This window comes from Rossellomorea aquimaris (assembly GCF_001877785.1).
Lineage (GTDB): Bacteria > Bacillota > Bacilli > Bacillales > Bacillaceae_B > Rossellomorea > Rossellomorea aquimaris_A.
The window spans coordinates 206,616-224,793 of the sequence record NZ_MINN01000085.1; the positions used below are offsets into that span (position 1 = coordinate 206,616).

The following is an 18,178-nucleotide window of genomic DNA, read 5'->3' on the forward strand; positions in this document are numbered from 1 at the left end:
TGTTAAAGACTCGCATGATCCTTTCACTATTATAACGCAGACTGGTTACATCCCTTTTTCTGAAACATTACATTGTGTTATCAATGAATGGGATTTTTTATTTTTCATTTTGTATAAAATGGATGGCACTACAAAAACTAGGGTTAATGTTAATTGAAGATATGGAGGTTAATCGATGATGAATAGCCGCATCAAATGGTTATGTACAACTGTTGTCATGGTGCTTGTTTGTTCTCTTTTGATGATTTCATCTGAAGGGGAGAAAGCAGACGCTTTTACGAATCAAGTCATTCAGCATGGAGCCACGGGTGATGACGTGATAGAACTTCAGTCCAGGCTTCAGTATATTGGCTACTACAATGGAAAAATCGATGGTGTTTTTGGCTGGGGCACCTATTGGGCATTAAGGAATTTTCAATATGAATTCGGCCTTCCGATTGATGGTTTGGCCGGAGCAGAAACAAAGGCCAAATTAGTTAATGCATCAAAGTATAACAAGCAATTCGTAAAAGAGCAGATAAAAAAGGGTAATAAGTTCAGCCACTATGGCGGCACTGATTTAAGCAAGCAGAAAGGTGCAGGAGCAGGTGGCGGAGGAGGAAAGGCAGCACCGCCCCAGAAGCAGACCCCTTCCAAACCGACAGCTGCCAACACGCCTAATGGGTATTCTCAAAATGACATCCAGATCATGGCGAATGCCGTCTACGGCGAAGCACGCGGGGAGCCATATGAAGGACAAGTCGCTGTTGCTGCAGTCATTTTAAATCGCATCGACAGTCCATCATTCCCCAATACAGCAGCAGGTGTCATTTTTGAGCCGGGGGCTTTCACAGCCGTTGCTGACGGCCAGATTTACCTGACACCGAATGAAAAAGCGAGGGAAGCAGTCCTTGATGCCATTAACGGATGGGATCCATCCTCAAACGCACTGTATTACTTTAATCCTGTCACCGCAACAAGTGATTGGATCTGGTCGAGACCGCAAATCAAGCAGATAGGAAAACATATATTCTGTAAATAACGAGGTGAAGGATATTGATACGCACTATTTTAATAGCTATACTCGTCATCGGCGTCGCTGGAACGGCCTTTTGGGGGTATCAGGAGCATCAGGAGAAAAATGCGATCCTGATCAACTCAGAAAACAACTATCAGCGTGCATTTCATGAACTGACTTATCAGGTTGACCTGTTGCACGATAAGATAGGAACAACACTTGCAATGAATTCCAGAAAATCGCTGTCACCTGCACTTGCAGATGTCTGGCGTCTTACATCTCAGGCGCACAGTGATGTGGGTCAATTACCATTAACCTTACTGCCTTTCAATAAAACCGAAGAATTCTTGAGCAAAATAGGTGATTTCAGTTACCGTGTGGCGGTGAGGGACCTGGATGATAACCCGTTGACAGATAAAGAATACGCTTCTTTAGAAAACCTTTACAAACAAAGTGCCGACATCCAAAAGGAATTAAGGAGGGTGCAGCATCTTGTCATCAAAAATAATCTGCGGTGGATGGATGTTGAGATGGCACTTGCTTCGGGCAAGGAAAAAGCCGATAATACGATCATTGACGGCTTCAAGACGGTGGAGAAGAATGTATCCGGATATGATGAAGCAAGCTTTGGTTCCACTACATTTGTAAATAGTCAAAAAAGAGATGAGAATTTCAGAAAATTAAAAGGCGAAGAGATTTCTAAGAAAGAAGCTGTGGCGATTCTAAGGAAGTATTCTGGAATCGATAAATCAAAGGAAGCCAAAGTTGCAAGCAGCGGCAAGGGATCGGAGTTCAAATTCTATAGTGTCTCCATTGGCAACGGAAAGACAGACGCGAGTATGGATATAACACAAAAGGGCGGGTATCCCATCTGGTACATCAATAACCGTGAAGTAAAAGAGGCGAAGATCAGTTTGAATAAAGCTTCTGAGCAGGCAACTAAATTCCTTAAAGAAAACAAGTTCGAAAAGTTGGAGCTGTTCGAAAGTGTTCAATACGACAATCTGGGTGTATTCACCTATGTGACTCTCCTTGATGGTGTGAGGATTTACCCTGATGCAATCAAAGTGAAAGTAGCACTTGATAATGGTCAAATAGTCGGGTTTGCCGCAGAAGAATATCTTAGGAATAATCACAGCCGTGAAATTCCCGAACCCGGCATCACCCTGGAAGAAGCAAAAACAAAGACAAACCCGAACCTGAAAGTCATGGAAGAAAGACAGGCTGTCATCATCAATGACCTGAACGAAGAAGTACTGTGCTACGAATTTTTAGGAATGCTCGGAAATGACACTTACAGGATCTTCATCAATGCCGATACAGGAGAAGAAGAGAAAGTGGAAAAGCTCAAAAATGCAGAACCGATTTATGAAGAAGTCGTATAGTAATGAACATGAAGTTTAGACAAAAAGTTTTATTCTAAGTAATACCCGGACTGTTATCCTGAATTTTCGAATTCATGTCAGTTCGGGTTTTTGATTTTTGTTAAGGTACACACATTTGATTTTAGATAGTTCCAGTGGTTGATTGGAGTGCAAAACGTAGACTCCTGCGGGAGAAGCGTGTCAGGTGTGACTTGTCCAGCTCCGGCGGCTAGAGGCTCGAGGTCATAAGGTGAGCAAGCCGCATGCGCTTTTCTATTTGTCCAGCTCCAGAGCTTAGAGGCACATGGCCTAAGTCAAATCAACCAGGAAGGAAAAGAACGCCTTATTAGGCGATTCGCCTTATGCCACCCGCCTCTGAGCAAAGCCCTTCCCCATTTCTTCCCGCAGGGAGTTACGACTGAGGAGGCTCGCAAACCGCCGACGGAAAGCAAAACTTTTTCACGGCAATCATTAGCGGTATAAAAGCTCTATATGATATTACAAAAAAAGTATGGAAAGGAAGTATTTTACGTGACATAATATAGGTACATCATATCAGACGCGGGAAAGTGAGAGTAATGTGCTATGATAAAAGCCGGAACAATACTGCAGCTTGAACCTATTCATAACGATACACCCGAGAAGTACCGATGCAGGGTGGTCGAGTCGGAAGAAGACGGGATCTTCATTGATTACCCTATACATACTAAAACCGGAAAGACCGTTTTCATGATGAATGGGACCCAGCTTAAAGCAAGCTTTGTATATAACGAACAAACGGTTCTTACGTTCGAGTCAGAAGTCCTGGGAAGGAAAATTTCAAAAATCCCCATGATCCATATTCACTATCCTGGAGAGCATGAATTAGTCAAAGTACAAAGGCGGCAGTTTGTCCGCGTCGAAACCAATGCGGATATTTCCCTATATTACAATGACGAGTACCATCCTGCGGTCACTGAAGATATCAGTGCCGGCGGCTGTGCGGTCAGGATGAACGGAATTGAGATTGAACAGGGTGCACGCATCTCCATGATGATTGTTTTGGTCATGCAGACAGGGGAATGCCACTACCTTGAAATAGCGGGAAGCCTTGTAAGGGTATGGGAGCGGAACAAGAGCAAGATTGCAAGTATCCAGTTCTTGAATTTAACTGAAACACAGCGGCAGATCATCATGAGATATTGTTTTGAAAAACAGCTTGAACTAAGAAAAAAGGGGATGCTTGAATAAAATCCCAACATTTACACATACTTTTTCTTAAAGGCTCCAATAGCTTTAAAAGCACGATTATAATGTGCTGGAAGAGACTGAAAAGACCTTTAGAAAAGGGTGTAATTGATGAAGGCAGTAGAAAGAATATTGATTAAACTGGCAATTATCCACTTTATCTTACTACTGGCAATACAACTTGTTTTCCACGAACTCAATGTACTGCCGGAACTTCATAAAATCGTATTCTATGAAGGCGTGGAAAAAATGGAATACAGTGAAATAATTGAAACCATTTCAAGTAACAGTAGCAGGTGAACATTGCCTGCTGTTTTTTATTGTGGTCCCACGGAAAGCATTTAAAAGATAAAGTTCTTATTAAGTTTGCATGATTTTATGATAGAATAGGAAAGAAATTATTAGGAATTTAAGTAGGTGGATGTTTTGATGAAATTAAGAATTGCCATAGACGGCCCTGCAGCCGCAGGGAAGAGTACCGTCGCTAAAATTGTAGCAGGGAAACTATCTTATCTTTATATTGATACGGGAGCCATGTACCGTTCCCTCACATATAAAGCAATAAGGTCGGATATAGATTTACATGATCAGACTAAACTGACAAAACTGCTGGAAACGACCAAAATTGAACTGGAACCGTCTGAAAAAGGTCAGCTCGTATTTCTGGACGGTGAGAATGTAACGGATGAAATCCGGCAGGCAGAAGTCACAAATTCAGTTTCGCACATAGCGGTTCATCCGCTTGTCAGGGAAGAAATGGTGAAAAGACAGCAGGAGCTCGCTCGTGAAGGCGGTGTGGTAATGGACGGAAGGGATATCGGTACACACGTCATCCCTGACGCAGAAGTAAAAATATTCCTGCTTGCGAGTGTTGAAGAAAGGGCTCAGAGGCGCCATGAAGAAAATGTCTCGAAAGGGTATCCTTCAGATTTGGAGAAATTAAAAGAAGAAATCGCACTCAGAGATAAAATTGATTCCGAGCGGGAAGTTGCCCCGTTGAAAAAAGCGGAGGATGCAATTGAAATTGACACAACATCCCTGGGAATCCCGGAAGTCGTCGACCGCATTATGTCTCTTGTGGAAAGGAAAGGATAGACGTGAATCTTTATTCTTTTGCTAAAGGTTTAGTTAAGTCCATTCTTTCGCCTCTTTACCGCATCGAGGTAATAGGTCTGGAACATTTCCCGAAAGAGGGCGGAGTGCTGCTCTGCGCAAATCATATAGATAACCTCGATCCCCCCGTCGTCGGGATCACGGCGCCAAGACCTGTTTCATTCATGGCGAAGGAGGAACTCTTCAGGGTCCCTGTCCTGGGGAAAATTCTGCCCGGGGTTCATGCTTTCCCTGTAAAGAGGGGCATGAGTGACCGTGAAGCCCTCCGAAGAGGATTGAAAATATTAAAAGAGGGAAATGTTTTAGGACTGTTCCCGGAGGGTACTAGAAGTAAAACAGGGCAGATCGGAAAGGGCCTTGCCGGCGCCGGGTTTTTTGCATTGCGATCCGACGCAAAGGTGGTGCCCTGTGCAATCATCGGTCCTTATAAGCCGTTCAGGAAGTTAAAGGTGGTATATGGACCGCCTGTCCCGATGGAGGAAATCAAAGAACAGAAACTGAATGCCGAGAAAACCACGGATATCATCATGGAGCATATTGCCAGGCTGATGGATTGATCGGCCGGACTTTCTTGCTTGACAAATAGTTCTATTTATTAGAAGTTAATAGAAAGAATAATTTATTTAAATTGTGTAAAAATTCACAAAAATAAAATCTTTGCAGTCATGGATTAAGGAGGAGTACATAATGGAAGACATGAATGGAATTGAAGTGAAAAATCTCGAGATTGGTGAAAAAGTTAAAGGAACCGTCACTAAGGTCGAAGAAAAACAAGTCCTTGTTGATGTTCAAGATAGTAAGGTGGATGGCATCATTCCAATTAGTGAACTCTCAAGCCTTCATATCGAAAAAGCATCTGATGTGGTGAGTGAAGGGGATGTACTGGAGTTAATCGTGACAAAAGTGGAAGAGGAACTCCTCGTCCTTTCAAAGCGTAAAGTCGATGCTGAAAAAGCATGGGAAGAAATGAAAAGCCGTTTTGAAAAAGGGGAGATTTTCGAAGCCGAAGTAAAGGACGTCGTAAAAGGCGGGCTTGTAGTAGATTTGGGAGTGCGGGGATTTGTACCTGCTTCATTGGTTGAGGATCACTATGTGGAAGATTTCTCAGATTACAAGGATAAGGTCCTTACATTCAAGATTGTCGAACTGGATCAAGAGAAAAACCGTCTTATCCTGTCTCACCGTGCAGTGGTAGAAGCCGAAAAGCAGGAGCAAAAGAAGCAGCTTCTCACAGACATAGAATCCGGGGCGGTCTTGGAAGGTACCGTTCAACGAATCACTGATTTCGGTGCGTTCGTTGATATCGGCGGTGTCGACGGACTTGTTCATATTTCACAACTGTCCCATGAACACGTTGAGAAGCCGTCAGACGTGGTGACTGAAGGACAAAAAGTCCAGGTCAAGGTACTTAGTGTGGACCGTGATAACGAAAGAATCTCATTATCAATCAAAGAAACTCTGCCTGGACCATGGAGCGATATTTCGGAAAAAGCACCTAAAGGAAGCGTGTTGGACGGGGTCGTAAAAAGATTGGTATCCTACGGTGCTTTCGTTGAAGTATTCCCTGGTGTAGAAGGTTTGGTGCATATTTCACAAATCTCCCATAAACATATCGGGACACCTCATGAAGTATTAAAAGAAGACCAATCGGTTAAAGTAAAAGTATTGGATGTAAACGAATCTGACCAGCGTCTTTCCCTCAGCATTAAAGCTTTGGAAGAGAAGGAAGAAGAAGTGACAGATTATGAAATGCCTGAAGAAAATACAGGCTTCCAATTAGGCGAAATGATTGGAGATAAACTAAAAGATCTTAAATAAAAATGGTGATGGACTGTGACAAGAGCTCAACGAAAAAGGGACCATATTAATTATGCCCTAACAACAGGGCAACAGGAAAAGACGGGCTTTGAAGACGTGAAATTTGTCCATCAAAGCCTTCCGGATACAGCACTTGATGATACTGAGCTTCAGTCCCGAATTGGCGAACTTTCTTTGAGTTCGCCAATTTTTGTTAATGCAATGACGGGCGGAGGCGGAGGTTACACATCGAAAATCAATGCGGATTTATCTCATCTTGCCAGGGAGACCGGAATTGGACTGGCTGTAGGCTCTCAAATGTCTGCATTGAAGGATCCTGCTGAACGGACAACGTATGAAATTGTAAGGAAGAATAATCCAAACGGCATCATCTTCGCAAACCTTGGCAGTGAAGCGACTGTTCAGCAGGCAATCGATGCAGTGGAAATGATCGAGGCGGACGCCCTTCAGATCCACCTTAATGTCATTCAGGAATTGACAATGCCTGAAGGTGACCGGGATTTCAAAAGTGCTCTTGAACGAATCGGCAGGATTGCAGAACAGTTAAGTATACCTGTCATCGTGAAAGAAACTGGCTTCGGAATCAGTAAGGAAGCCGCCTTGGCCTTATCGGAAACCTCGATTTCAGCTATAGACGTCGGCGGATTCGGAGGCACGAATTTTTCCAGAATTGAGAATCAGCGCAGACAAAGGATGCTGAATTATTTTGATGACTGGGGAATCCCTACTGCCGCTTCCATAGCTGAAGTCCATTCAGTTTCTGACCTTCCAATCCTTGCTTCGGGAGGTATTCGAAACAGCTTGGAAATTGTCAAATCCATGAGTCTGGGTGCCTGCGCTGTCGGCATGGCGGGAGCAATTTTAAAAAGCATCGTGGATAAGGGTGTTGACGCCACGATAGAAGAAGTGAATGATATCCATACGGATATACGATACCTTATGTGTGCATTAGGCTGCACGAGGACTGAAGACTTGCATAAGGTGCCACTTATCTTAACAGGAGAGGTATATCATTGGCTGGCCGTAAGGGGATTAAATCCCGATAAGTATAGTAATCGACACTTGAATCAATAATGAAAAAGACGGATCTCCTTGTTTAGGAATCCGTCTTTTTGATGTAAGAATAATTATCTACTTCTGTCTCTTCCTTGATTCCTCAGGGCTTTCCATTCCTGTTGCTCCCTTATTCTGAAGCTCCTGATCCCTGTCGGATTCAACGCGTCCGCTTTTCTTTAATTTCTTTTCCTGGCGATCTCTTCCCATATCAAACACCTCCTCTTCTTATTTTTTCAAGATTAAAATGAAACATGCATGAATGAATTACATAAAGATTTTCCATAATGTAGATAATAGGAGGGAGTGAGGTCATGGAGGGGATAATTTTTCTATGGGTTGCCTGGGGGTTGTGGATCTACACGACATTCATCATGGAAAAGAATGAAAAAGGACGGTTTTTATATTCTTTTTATTTGTTGTGTTTGATTTGCTTGTTTCCCTATGGATTCACCATATTTTCATATGAAGTGCACGCAGCCTATTTATTTTTAGTGTTACTGTCGTTCGTACATTTGCGTCACTTGGGTCTGAGGAAAAAGTTATATATGCTAATTTGTATTTTGACTATAGCTATGTCTTATGCAGGGGTAGGGCTTATCGCCATTTATGATCCCGTCCTTATGATCATCGACCCTTACGTAATAGCTGCTTTATTATCCATGAGTCTTGGATTTATTTTTTATAGTTCCATAATAAAGATAAGAAGTCTGTTCCTGGCAGTTATTTCGGGGACAATGGCAGGGGAAATTTTCTTATCGGTATCGCTGCATACTATTGGTTTCAGTGATGCGATAGGGGATTACCTTTATTTGGATGCGGCATCCTACATGACGTTGATAACGATCGCCTGGAAAGCCGTTCATTCACTGAATGCGCTGATGAGCAGTAAACTATCATCTAATAAAGGGGAAATCAAAAATATATGAATGATTACGTAAACCCCGTCATTTTCGGGGTAGTCATCGGCACTTTAACTAGAATCTATATGCTCCGGACCGACTATAGGCAATACCCGACGTATTTGCACGGGAAGATCATACATATTGCACTGGGCTTCATCGCCGCAGGGCTTGGAACCATTGCGGTTCCTGCATTACTTGAAGAGAATTTCACGGCCATCACGTTTTTGACAGTGGCTGCATCACAGTTTCGTGACGTCAGGAATATGGAAAGAAACACATTGACCGAGCTGGATGCCTATGAGCTTGTACCCAGGGGTGCTACCTATATCGAAGGCATTGCAGTAGCATTTGAAAGCAGGAACTATCTGGTGATCTTTACTTCCTTGATTGCCACCTTGGCCTATATCGTTTTTAACTTTTATGCAGCTTTGGCAGTCAGTGTTATTTGTATGATGATTTCTCATAAGTTGATGGCCGGGGGCAAGCTGAAAGATATCGTCCATATCGAATATGTCCAGCCGCATTTTGATGGTGCAGGGCTGTATGTGGATAATATTTATATCATGAACATCGGTCTGAAAGTGAGGCAGGAAGAAATCATGCGTTATGGAATGGGATTTGTGCTGAATCCCAAATCATTCGATGCAAGGTCGACAATTGCAAACCTCGGGCAAAGGCAGGCCATCCTTCATGATGTGTCCACTTCCCTGGGTATCTTTAAAGATTCCGGGACCCCTGCACTCACTCCCTTGGCTAAAAGAGACCTGGATGATGGAAGGGTGGCTGTTTTCGTGCTGCCTCAACATAAAGATGTGGAGATGGCCATTGCGATCCTTGGTCAGGTTCCGACATTGGAGAATGCGATCAGGATGCCATCCGAATCAAAAGCCATTCAAAAGGGGAGGGAAGCAGATTGAGTACCACCATCCAAAAATTCATCTTAGCGGCTGTTACAACTTCACCTGATAGAGTTCCCAGCGGCACGGCAGTGTTCCATTGCAAATCGGACGATGAACTGCAGAAGATCTGCGCCAACCTCGAAGCCATTTTAGACGGGATTGCGCATGAATTGGATACAGGCCTGTTCATCATTGTGAAACATTGATTGCCAGTTCATTCTTTTACTGATAAAATGTTAAAGTTAGGGGACTGACCCATAAGGGGGAATACAGCTTATGGGCCAGTCTTTATTATTGATAATCGAACCATTTGAAACAGTGGAAATGAAAAGGCTTAAAGGATAATGAATGAACCATAAGCTTATTCAAGAAAGGGTGAAAAAAGTGTCCAAACCAGTTGTTGCAATCGTAGGACGTCCGAATGTTGGTAAGTCCACGATTTTTAATAGGATTGTCGGCGAGAGAATATCAATCGTAGAAGATGTGCCCGGTGTTACAAGGGATCGTATATACAGTTCTGCTGAGTGGCTGACTCACGAATTTAATATTATTGATACCGGCGGAATCGAATTAGGCAATGAGCCGTTTCTTGATCAAATCAGGCAGCAGGCTGAGATTGCGATCGACGAAGCGGACGTCATTATATTCCTTACGAATGGCCGTGAAGGAGTAACCGCTGCCGATGAGATCGTAGCCAAGATTCTATATCGTTCCAATAAGCCTGTCGTGCTTGGGGTCAATAAAATCGATAACCCGGAAATGCGTGAAATGGTGTATGATTTCTATTCTCTTGGATTCGGTGAACCTTTCCCTATTTCAGGTTCACATGGACTTGGACTAGGAGATCTGCTTGACGAAGCCGCAAAGCATTTCAAAAAGGATGACGGGGACGAATACGGAGAAGAAGTCATTAAATTCTCCTTGATCGGCCGTCCGAATGTCGGTAAATCTTCCCTCGTTAACGCATTACTCGGTGAAGAACGTGTCATCGTCAGCAATGTGGCCGGTACAACCAGAGATGCGATTGATTCATCTTACACTTATGATGGACAAGAGTATGTCATTATTGATACTGCCGGAATGCGGAAAAAAGGAAAAGTATATGAAACGACTGAAAAATACAGTGTGCTGAGGGCTTTGAGAGCGATTGAACGTTCCGACGTTGTTTTGGTCGTGATTGACGGTGAAGAAGGAATCATCGAGCAGGATAAAAAAATTGCGGGATATGCACATGATGCAGGACGTGCAGTGGTAATCGTCGTCAATAAGTGGGATGCTGTAGAAAAAGATGAAAAGACGATGAACAAATGGGAACAGAACATCCGTGACCACTTCCAGTTCCTTGACTATGCCCCGATCATCTTCTTGTCCGCAAAAACGAAGAAGAGAATCCATACGCTTCTTCCAGTCATCAATATGGCAAGCGAAAACCATGCATTGCGCGTACAATCGAGTGTATTGAATGAAGTAGTAATGGATGCTGTTGCGATGAATCCGACTCCAACGGACAATGGAAAAAGGCTCCGTATTTACTATGCTACGCAGGTAGCTGTGAAGCCGCCGACATTTGTTGTATTTGTAAATGATCCGGAATTAATGCATTTTTCATATGAGCGATTCCTGGAAAATAGAATCCGTGATGCATTTGGATTTGAAGGGACTCCTATTCGTATTATCGCCCGTGCCAGAAAATAATAAGGTAGGTGTATCAAATGAAAAACTCTCAAAAAGTAACGGTCATCGGTGCAGGAAGCTGGGGGACGGCCCTTGCCATGGTATTGGCAGACAACGGGCTTGAAGTCAGGCTTTGGGGACATAAAGCAGACCAGATACAGGAGATCAACGAGCATCATACAAATCAAAAGTATCTAAAAGATGTGAAGCTTCCTGAAAGCATCATCGGATATTCCGATATGAAGGAATCGCTTGATGGCGTTCAGACGATTATCTTAGCGGTTCCGACCAAAGCGATCAGGCAGGTTCTGGGCCAGATCCAGGAGGTGCAGAGCACTCCGTTGACGGTCGTGCATGTGAGCAAGGGGATCGAGCCGGACAGCCTTCTGAGGATTTCAGAAATAATCGAGGATGAAATGGCCCCTGATAATCTTCGCTCTGTCGTCGTCCTTTCCGGACCGAGTCATGCGGAAGAGGTAAGCCTGAGGCACCCGACGACCGTGACGGTCTCATCAAAAGATATGAAGTACGCTGAAGAGGTCCAGGATCTTTTTATGAACCAGAATTTTAGAGTCTACACAAATCCGGATTTACTGGGTGTTGAAATCGGAGGCGCTTTGAAAAACATCATCGCTCTCGCAGCAGGCATCACCGATGGATTGGGATATGGAGACAATGCTAAGGCGGCACTCATCACCAGGGGGCTGGCTGAAATTGCCCGTCTCGGGACCAAGATGGGGGCCAATCCGCTCACCTTTTCCGGCTTGACTGGGATCGGGGACCTTATTGTCACATGCACAAGTGTTCACTCAAGGAACTGGAGAGCCGGCAATATGCTCGGCAAGGGGCATAATCTTCAAGAAGTGCTCGATAATATGGGCATGGTGGTGGAAGGTGTCCGGACAACGAAAGCAGGGCATCAGCTTGCCCAGAAATTCGAAGTGAAAATGCCGATCACGAATGCCCTTTACGATGTTTTGTTCAATGATGTGGAAGCGAAAGAAGCAGTCGATCATTTAATGTCACGTGGAAAGACAAATGAAATGGAAGATTTGGTGAATATTCTGGGCGAACGCTCATAGACCGATAAAAATCTTGCAATAATAGGCATTAGAGGATGCGAAAGGTTCCAAACGTGCATACACTGTGTTGAATATATACAGCTTTGCCTATGGATGGGTAGGTCTCTTTTTGTCTTAAGAGCAACTCATGATCCCGGCTCGGCCTTTTGGCCCGAGTCCGGGTTCTTGGGTCGCTCTTCTTTTATGTGCGTTCATCTTTCGTACATTTTATTGAACAAATGACGTTTTGGATTTGACTTGTGATATAATACATTCGATAACAGGAGGGATGTACCATGACTTCTATGATGAAAATGTGGATTTCGTTCGCTTCAATGGGATTTATGTTCCTTGCAATCATAATGATTTACTTCAGCCGGTATAAAATCAAACCGAAATTCATTCGTTTTATTACTGCTTTTGCGGCATACATACTGATGATAGCAGGCGGACTCATGATGATTTATATTGTATTCAGCGGACCCACTTACTAGCTTATGAAAGGAAGTTTTGCAGATTGAAACGTTTTGTTTTAACCGGAATGCTTCTTGTGCTCACTATGACCATTCTTTCCGGATGTCTTTATCCTGAACAAGAGCTCAGCCAGAATCAGATTCCTTATGATACCCAAGTGAAAGCTGTTCAACAAGCCGTGGAGCAATACAAAGACGACAATAACGGCCTTCTCCCGATCAAAACAAGGGACAAGGATACGCCGATTTATCAAAAATATCCTATTGATTTCAGGAAATTAGAGCATCAGTACTTATCGGAGATTCCCGGAAATGCATTCGAGAACGGAGGGATTTTTCAATATGTCCTGCTGGATGTAGAAGAAAATCCAACTGTGAAGATATTCGATCTCCGCATGGCGGAAAAAATCAGAGAAATCAAAATCAGAATCAACGCCCAGGGTTATCCTCCTTTTAAGGAACAGGTGGCCCAAAATGTATATAAATTAAATTATGAAGAAATAGGATTAGATAAAGAAGTATATGTCGACAGCCCCTATTCAAATAAGAAGCTTCCTCTTGTGATTAATGGAAGCGGGGAGATTTTTGTGGACTATTCAATGGATCTATATGAAAAGCTCCAATCCACGGACAAAAAAATAGAAAAAGGAAACGACATCCGTACTCTGCTGACAGATGATTCCTTGTTTGTTCCGGCCTATTCGCTTCCTTATACCATCGATGAAAAGAATGAACCTGTCTTTATGACAAAATAGGCATAACCCTTTTCCTGCAAAATATATTGTAGGAGAAGGGTTATTATTTTATGTCATCCTTTGTATGGAGTTTTCATCAACTTCAACTGAACATAATTGCTGCGACATAATAAATTTAATTCTTAGTCATAAGGAGGTAAAAAAATCATATTAATAGTCATAAGTCATTAGGACAACATCATAAATATAGAATGTGAGGCAGAACACACGGATGAAACATCCCTGGAATATAAGATGGGAGGGAATCTCTTGGAAAGAGTCGATCTATTCAAAGACATTGCTGAAAGAACAGGCGGAGATATTTATTTAGGTGTGGTGGGAGCAGTAAGAACAGGTAAATCAACCTTCATCAAGAAGTTTATGGAGCTTGTTGTCCTTCCTAATATTGCAAGTGAAACAGAACGTGCCAGAGCGCAGGACGAACTGCCGCAAAGCGCTGCAGGTAAGACAATCATGACGACAGAGCCTAAATTCGTCCCTAACCAGGCCGTATCAGTGCATGTGGACGAGGGGCTGGAAGTGAATGTGAGATTGGTAGATTGTGTAGGTTACACAGTACCCGGGGCGAAGGGTTACGAGGATGAAAATGGTCCAAGGATGATCAATACACCTTGGTACGAAGAGCCTATCCCTTTTCATGAAGCAGCCGAAATCGGTACAAGAAAAGTGATTCAAGAGCATTCCACGATCGGAGTGGTGGTCACCACTGATGGCTCGATCGGGGAAATCGGAAGAGGCGACTATATCGAGGCAGAAGAAAGAGTCATCGATGAACTGAAGGAAGTCGGCAAGCCATTTATCATGGTCATCAACTCCGCAAGGCCGCATGCAACCGAAACAGAAGAGTTGAGAGTGAAGCTCCAGGAAAAATATGATATCCCGGTCCTTGCCATGAGCGTGGAAAGTATGAGGGATTCTGACGTACTGAATGTACTTCGTGAGGCATTGTTTGAATTCCCGGTGCTAGAAGTGAATGTGAATTTACCGAGCTGGGTCATGGTGCTGAAGGAAGAACACTGGCTGAGACAGAATTATCAGGAAGCTGTTAAAGAAACGGTCAAGGATATTAAGCGTCTTCGCGATGTGGACCGTGTGGTGCATTACTTCAGCGAATTTGACCATATTGAACGTGCAGGCCTTGCAGGAATCGATATGGGCCAGGGAGTAGCCGAAATCGATCTCTATGCACCGGATGAGCTGTATGACGAAGTTCTGAAGGAAATTGTAGGTGTGGAAATCCGGGGTAAGGATCACCTGCTGGAACTGATGCAGGATTTTGCACATGCCAAAGCAGAGTATGACCAGATCTCAGATGCGCTTAGAATGGTGAAACAGACAGGTTACGGAATCGCTGCACCTTCTTTGAATGACATGAGTCTGGATGAGCCGGAAATCATTCGTCAGGGTGCAAGGTTCGGTGTAAGCCTGAAAGCCGTTGCTCCTTCCATTCACATGATCAAAGTGGACGTTCAATCTAAATTCGAGCCGATCATCGGCACCGAAAAACAAAGTGAAGAACTAGTCCGCTACCTGATGCAGGATTTTGAAGACGATCCGCTGTCGATCTGGAACTCTGATATCTTCGGAAGAAGCCTGAGCTCCATCGTAAGAGAAGGCATCTCAGCCAAACTCTCACTAATGCCTGAAAATGCCCGCTACAAACTGAAAGACACACTCGAAAGAATCATCAACGAAGGCTCTGGCGGCCTCATAGCCATCATCCTATAACCTTTCTAGACTCTCTTAGGAGGGTCTTTTTTTTGTGAGAGAATTTTTTGAAACAAGAATTTTAGTCGAAAGACAAATAGTTATGTTTGAATTCTGTTGATTAGAGGTAACAACATTGACTACACGGAGTGGATTGTAGCGGAAGGCATTTGACTCCGACGGGAGAGGAAAAGTCGAGACCTGTCTAGCTCTGGCGGCTAGCCCCTCGAGGTCATAAGATGAATGGTCCATGAAGGCAAAAAACGCCTTCACAGCCCATTCATCTTATGCTTGTCGGGGCTGAACGAGCCGCCTCCGCTTTTCTGTCCCACAGGCGGAACGCCGAGGAGGCTCGACTTCCTCCCCGGGGAATCTTATGCCTGCAGCGGAAAGGAACGGTCAATGTTCCAGCCTCCATTTTTGATGTTTTTTAATCCGATTATAAAAGACAATGTTTAACCGCTAGAAAGAATGGGAACTGTTTAAGAGCAATGGATACAGGAAGCACTTAAGAATCTTCAAGAAATAGCAATATAAAGGTAAAAAGAGGGGATTCTATTACATTTATGTATCAAATAAGAAAAGATTCCCATTAATTCTTGAATTATTCTTGCTAAGCACAATCTATTGTGATAATCTTTTAACAGAATTGTTGTTGAATATTGATTCAGCAACGTTTTCAAGCGTTTTTTCTGTACTTTATGTATAGAATCCGCTAAAGTTGTTTACTAATGATATTAAAGTAAATGAATCATGACTGAGACATTTCCTTGGGAGGAGGTGAATGGCATGAACAAGACAGAATTAATCAATGCTGTTGCAGAAGCTGCTGAGCTTTCTAAGAAGGACGCTACTAAAGCGGTTGACGCTGTTTTCGATACAATTCAAGAATCACTTGCAAACGGTGATAAAGTACAATTAATCGGATTCGGTAACTTCGAAGTACGTGAGCGTGCAGCCCGTAAAGGTCGCAACCCACAAACAGGTGAAGAAATCGAAATCTCAGCAAGCAAAGTACCTGCTTTCAAACCAGGTAAAGCGCTTAAAGAAGCTGTAAAATAATTACATACTTTGAGCGTTAAGAAAAGGCCGCATTCAATGCGGTCTTTTTTCTTTTATTTATTAGGTTTCAAGCGCTCTTTCTAGTAATGATCATATTCAACGCTAATATGAAAAATCCTAGTGTATAGGTAATATGCTGTTTTGTTAACTTCTAAAGCACTAAGCTTTGATGAGATTATTGGCTTATGCTAATATTAACAATGTTAGTTTATTTCTTTATGTGATAGTAGGAGGACAGCATAATGGCAGAAGTCAACCATAGCCAGATAGAAGAAGCAGTGCGTTTAATACTTGAAGCAATAGGAGAGAATCCTAATAGGGAAGGACTTTTGGATACACCTAAACGCGTCGCGAAAATGTATGCAGAGGTTTTTTCAGGTATAGATCACGACCCAAAGGGATATTTTGAAACTATTTTCAGTGAGGACCACGAAGAATTGGTCCTTGTTAAAGATATACCGTTCTATTCAATGTGTGAACATCATTTGGTGCCTTTCTACGGCCGTGCACATGTTGCTTATATTCCGCGAAATGGAAGAGTCACGGGTCTGAGCAAGCTTGCAAGGGCAGTGGAATCTGTCGCAAGAAGACCTCAGCTGCAAGAAAGAATCACCTCCACGGTAGCTGATTCCATCATGGAAACGCTTGAACCATATGGTGTCATGGTGGTTGTGGAAGCTGAACATATGTGCATGACAATGAGAGGGGTCAAGAAACCAGGCTCCAGTACGGTGACGACTGCAGTGCGGGGCACATTTAAAGAGGATTCACAAGCGCGGAACGAAGTGCTTTCATTTATCAAGAAGTAAAAGTACAGGAGTGGGATTAATGAATTCTAATGAATATGTTGTCATTAAGGCTGCAGAAGACGGCGTAAATGTAATCGGACTTACCAGGGGCACAGATACACGCTTTCACCATTCAGAAAAGCTTGATAAAGGCGAAGTGATGATTGCTCAATTCACTGATCATACATCTGCCATCAAGGTAAGAGGGAAAGCAACGATCCTTACCAGTTATGGTGAAGTGGAAAGTGAAAATAAAAAATAACATCTGATATGAGGGACGAACAAAGAACCATTATTCTTAGTCGTCCCCTTTGTTATATGAGAGTCAGGCTTAGAAGAGTTTAGGGTAATGCAGAAATACATAGAACATGTAAGGGATACTCGGTGATTCACTATTTGTGAAAGTTTTATGGTATAATATTTATTGCTGAAATTTATCATGTGAAACATAGTAGAAATGGGGAAATAGGGTATGAAATTCACTGATTACAATCATCAAGCGAATATCATTCATCAATACATAGAAGACCAGCTTCACCATTCATATCTAAAGGAGTATATCGATCAGCCGCATATTGATCGTAAACGCATCAACTATCTGCTCCTTCCATTTATGAATGGGCAGAGGATGGTCACACAACAGGAAATGAAGTGGATTTCTACTGCTATGTTTTTGCATATTGCCCTGGAGACACATGAGAAGGTAACAATTTCTGAACGGGATTCCCTGAAAGAGAGACAATTGACGGTACTTGCTGGAGTGTACTTCAGCAGCCTTTATTACAGGACCCTTGCTGAAACAGAGGATTTGGGTTTGATTGAGGTATTATCAAATGCAATCAAGAAAATAAATGAATCCAAAATATCGATGTATAATGAGGAATGTTCTTCGATAGAGGAATTGATTGAGTATATAAGAATAATCGAAACTTCGATCGCTGCTCATTTCTATGAGTTTTTTAATCAGGAAGACTGGATTCCTCTCCTTTCAGACACATTTTTATATGACCGTCTTTTACAAGAACGCCTGGCATTGATTAATTCACAAGATACCATCTTCACGGGTGCTCTTGCTTCACTCCTGGGAGAAACGGAAGAGCCGGTGGATAAGCATCGCTTATTGTCTGCCATCGATCATACAATGGACAAGGTTCAAAAAGACATAGAAGGTCAATTACACCAGAAAAAGCCGGGTACCTCTGCTGCCAGGGAGTTGTTTATAGAATTTCTTCCTTTCAATGAGTCTATTGCTACTACGAAATTATATGCGGAAGAAGGGTAA

21 protein-coding genes are annotated in these 18,178 nt (G+C 42.9%); 20 read left to right on the forward strand and 1 reads right to left on the reverse strand.

The window, feature by feature from the left end; all coding sequences use genetic code 11:
* Nucleotides 1–217 precede the first annotated feature (217 nt).
* From sleB to fni, 8 genes are all read left to right on the forward strand, one after another.
* Nucleotides 218–1,021, forward strand: a complete 804-nt coding sequence (sleB, locus tag BHE18_RS10935) for a spore cortex-lytic enzyme (RefSeq protein ID WP_235860315.1) — start codon at nucleotides 218–220, stop codon at nucleotides 1,019–1,021.
* Nucleotides 1,022–1,035: 14 nt separating this feature from the next.
* Nucleotides 1,036–2,382, forward strand: coding sequence for a germination protein YpeB (ypeB, locus tag BHE18_RS10940; RefSeq protein WP_071618603.1), 1,347 nt, complete (start codon nucleotides 1,036–1,038; stop codon nucleotides 2,380–2,382).
* 564 nt (nucleotides 2,383–2,946) lie between these two features.
* Nucleotides 2,947–3,591 (forward strand): flagellar brake protein, encoded by a 645-nt coding sequence (locus BHE18_RS10945; protein ID WP_071618604.1) that lies wholly within the window; start codon nucleotides 2,947–2,949, stop codon nucleotides 3,589–3,591.
* 108 nt (nucleotides 3,592–3,699) lie between these two features.
* Nucleotides 3,700–3,888, forward strand: a complete 189-nt coding sequence (locus tag BHE18_RS10950) for a YpfB family protein (protein ID WP_071618605.1) — start codon at nucleotides 3,700–3,702, stop codon at nucleotides 3,886–3,888.
* A 129-nt stretch (nucleotides 3,889–4,017) separates the two neighbouring features.
* The gene (cmk, locus tag BHE18_RS10955) at nucleotides 4,018–4,683 is read left to right on the forward strand and encodes a (d)CMP kinase (RefSeq protein WP_071618606.1); all 666 of its coding nucleotides are present in this window, start codon (nucleotides 4,018–4,020) and stop codon (nucleotides 4,681–4,683) included.
* 2 nt (nucleotides 4,684–4,685) lie between these two features.
* Nucleotides 4,686–5,258, forward strand: coding sequence for a lysophospholipid acyltransferase family protein (locus BHE18_RS10960; RefSeq protein WP_071618607.1), 573 nt, complete (start codon nucleotides 4,686–4,688; stop codon nucleotides 5,256–5,258).
* A 127-nt stretch (nucleotides 5,259–5,385) separates the two neighbouring features.
* Entirely contained in the window at nucleotides 5,386–6,519 is a 1,134-nt protein-coding gene (gene rpsA / locus BHE18_RS10965) for a 30S ribosomal protein S1 (protein WP_071618876.1), read from the forward strand.
* Between the two features lie 15 nt (nucleotides 6,520–6,534).
* Nucleotides 6,535–7,593 (forward strand): type 2 isopentenyl-diphosphate Delta-isomerase, encoded by a 1,059-nt coding sequence (fni, locus tag BHE18_RS10970; protein WP_071618608.1) that lies wholly within the window; start codon nucleotides 6,535–6,537, stop codon nucleotides 7,591–7,593.
* A gap of 57 nt (nucleotides 7,594–7,650) precedes the next feature.
* Here fni and BHE18_RS10975 read toward each other — a convergent pair whose 3' ends face one another.
* The gene (locus BHE18_RS10975) at nucleotides 7,651–7,782 is read right to left on the reverse strand and encodes a YpzI family protein (protein WP_071618609.1); all 132 of its coding nucleotides are present in this window, start codon (nucleotides 7,780–7,782) and stop codon (nucleotides 7,651–7,653) included.
* Nucleotides 7,783–7,886: 104 nt separating this feature from the next.
* On the opposite strand from BHE18_RS10975, the gene BHE18_RS23985 reads away from it, so the two are divergent.
* From BHE18_RS23985 to BHE18_RS11040, 12 genes are all read left to right on the forward strand, one after another.
* The gene (locus BHE18_RS23985; protein WP_071618610.1) at nucleotides 7,887–8,501 is read left to right on the forward strand and encodes a YphA family membrane protein; all 615 of its coding nucleotides are present in this window, start codon (nucleotides 7,887–7,889) and stop codon (nucleotides 8,499–8,501) included.
* Complete coding sequence (locus BHE18_RS10985; protein ID WP_071618611.1) at nucleotides 8,498–9,394, forward strand: YIEGIA family protein; 897 nt, start codon at nucleotides 8,498–8,500, stop codon at nucleotides 9,392–9,394. Before BHE18_RS23985 ends, BHE18_RS10985 begins: the two co-directional genes overlap by 4 nt.
* Nucleotides 9,391–9,582 (forward strand): capping complex subunit for YIEGIA, encoded by a 192-nt coding sequence (locus BHE18_RS10990; protein WP_071618612.1) that lies wholly within the window; start codon nucleotides 9,391–9,393, stop codon nucleotides 9,580–9,582. Before BHE18_RS10985 ends, BHE18_RS10990 begins: the two co-directional genes overlap by 4 nt.
* Nucleotides 9,583–9,760: 178 nt before the next feature.
* Entirely contained in the window at nucleotides 9,761–11,071 is a 1,311-nt protein-coding gene (gene der / locus BHE18_RS10995; protein WP_083573749.1) for a ribosome biogenesis GTPase Der, read from the forward strand.
* Between the two features lie 17 nt (nucleotides 11,072–11,088).
* Nucleotides 11,089–12,132, forward strand: coding sequence for an NAD(P)H-dependent glycerol-3-phosphate dehydrogenase (locus BHE18_RS11000; protein ID WP_071618614.1), 1,044 nt, complete (start codon nucleotides 11,089–11,091; stop codon nucleotides 12,130–12,132).
* A 275-nt stretch (nucleotides 12,133–12,407) separates the two neighbouring features.
* Nucleotides 12,408–12,605: a DUF2768 domain-containing protein gene (locus BHE18_RS11005; protein WP_071618615.1), complete on the forward strand. Its 198-nt coding sequence runs from the start codon at nucleotides 12,408–12,410 to the stop codon at nucleotides 12,603–12,605.
* A 23-nt stretch (nucleotides 12,606–12,628) separates the two neighbouring features.
* Entirely contained in the window at nucleotides 12,629–13,339 is a 711-nt protein-coding gene (locus tag BHE18_RS11010; RefSeq protein WP_235860305.1) for a hypothetical protein, read from the forward strand.
* A 249-nt stretch (nucleotides 13,340–13,588) separates the two neighbouring features.
* Nucleotides 13,589–15,067 carry a stage IV sporulation protein A gene (gene spoIVA / locus BHE18_RS11015; RefSeq protein WP_071618616.1) on the forward strand — a complete coding sequence of 493 codons (1,479 nt, stop codon included), beginning with the start codon at nucleotides 13,589–13,591 and terminating at the stop codon, nucleotides 15,065–15,067.
* Nucleotides 15,068–15,835: 768 nt separating this feature from the next.
* Nucleotides 15,836–16,108 carry an HU family DNA-binding protein gene (locus BHE18_RS11025; RefSeq protein WP_032087878.1) on the forward strand — a complete coding sequence of 91 codons (273 nt, stop codon included), beginning with the start codon at nucleotides 15,836–15,838 and terminating at the stop codon, nucleotides 16,106–16,108.
* A gap of 242 nt (nucleotides 16,109–16,350) precedes the next feature.
* Entirely contained in the window at nucleotides 16,351–16,917 is a 567-nt protein-coding gene (gene folE / locus BHE18_RS11030) for a GTP cyclohydrolase I FolE (RefSeq protein ID WP_071618619.1), read from the forward strand.
* Between the two features lie 19 nt (nucleotides 16,918–16,936).
* Entirely contained in the window at nucleotides 16,937–17,158 is a 222-nt protein-coding gene (gene mtrB / locus BHE18_RS11035; protein WP_071618620.1) for a trp RNA-binding attenuation protein MtrB, read from the forward strand.
* A gap of 210 nt (nucleotides 17,159–17,368) precedes the next feature.
* Nucleotides 17,369–18,178: a heptaprenyl diphosphate synthase component 1 gene (locus BHE18_RS11040; RefSeq protein ID WP_071618621.1), complete on the forward strand. Its 810-nt coding sequence runs from the start codon at nucleotides 17,369–17,371 to the stop codon at nucleotides 18,176–18,178.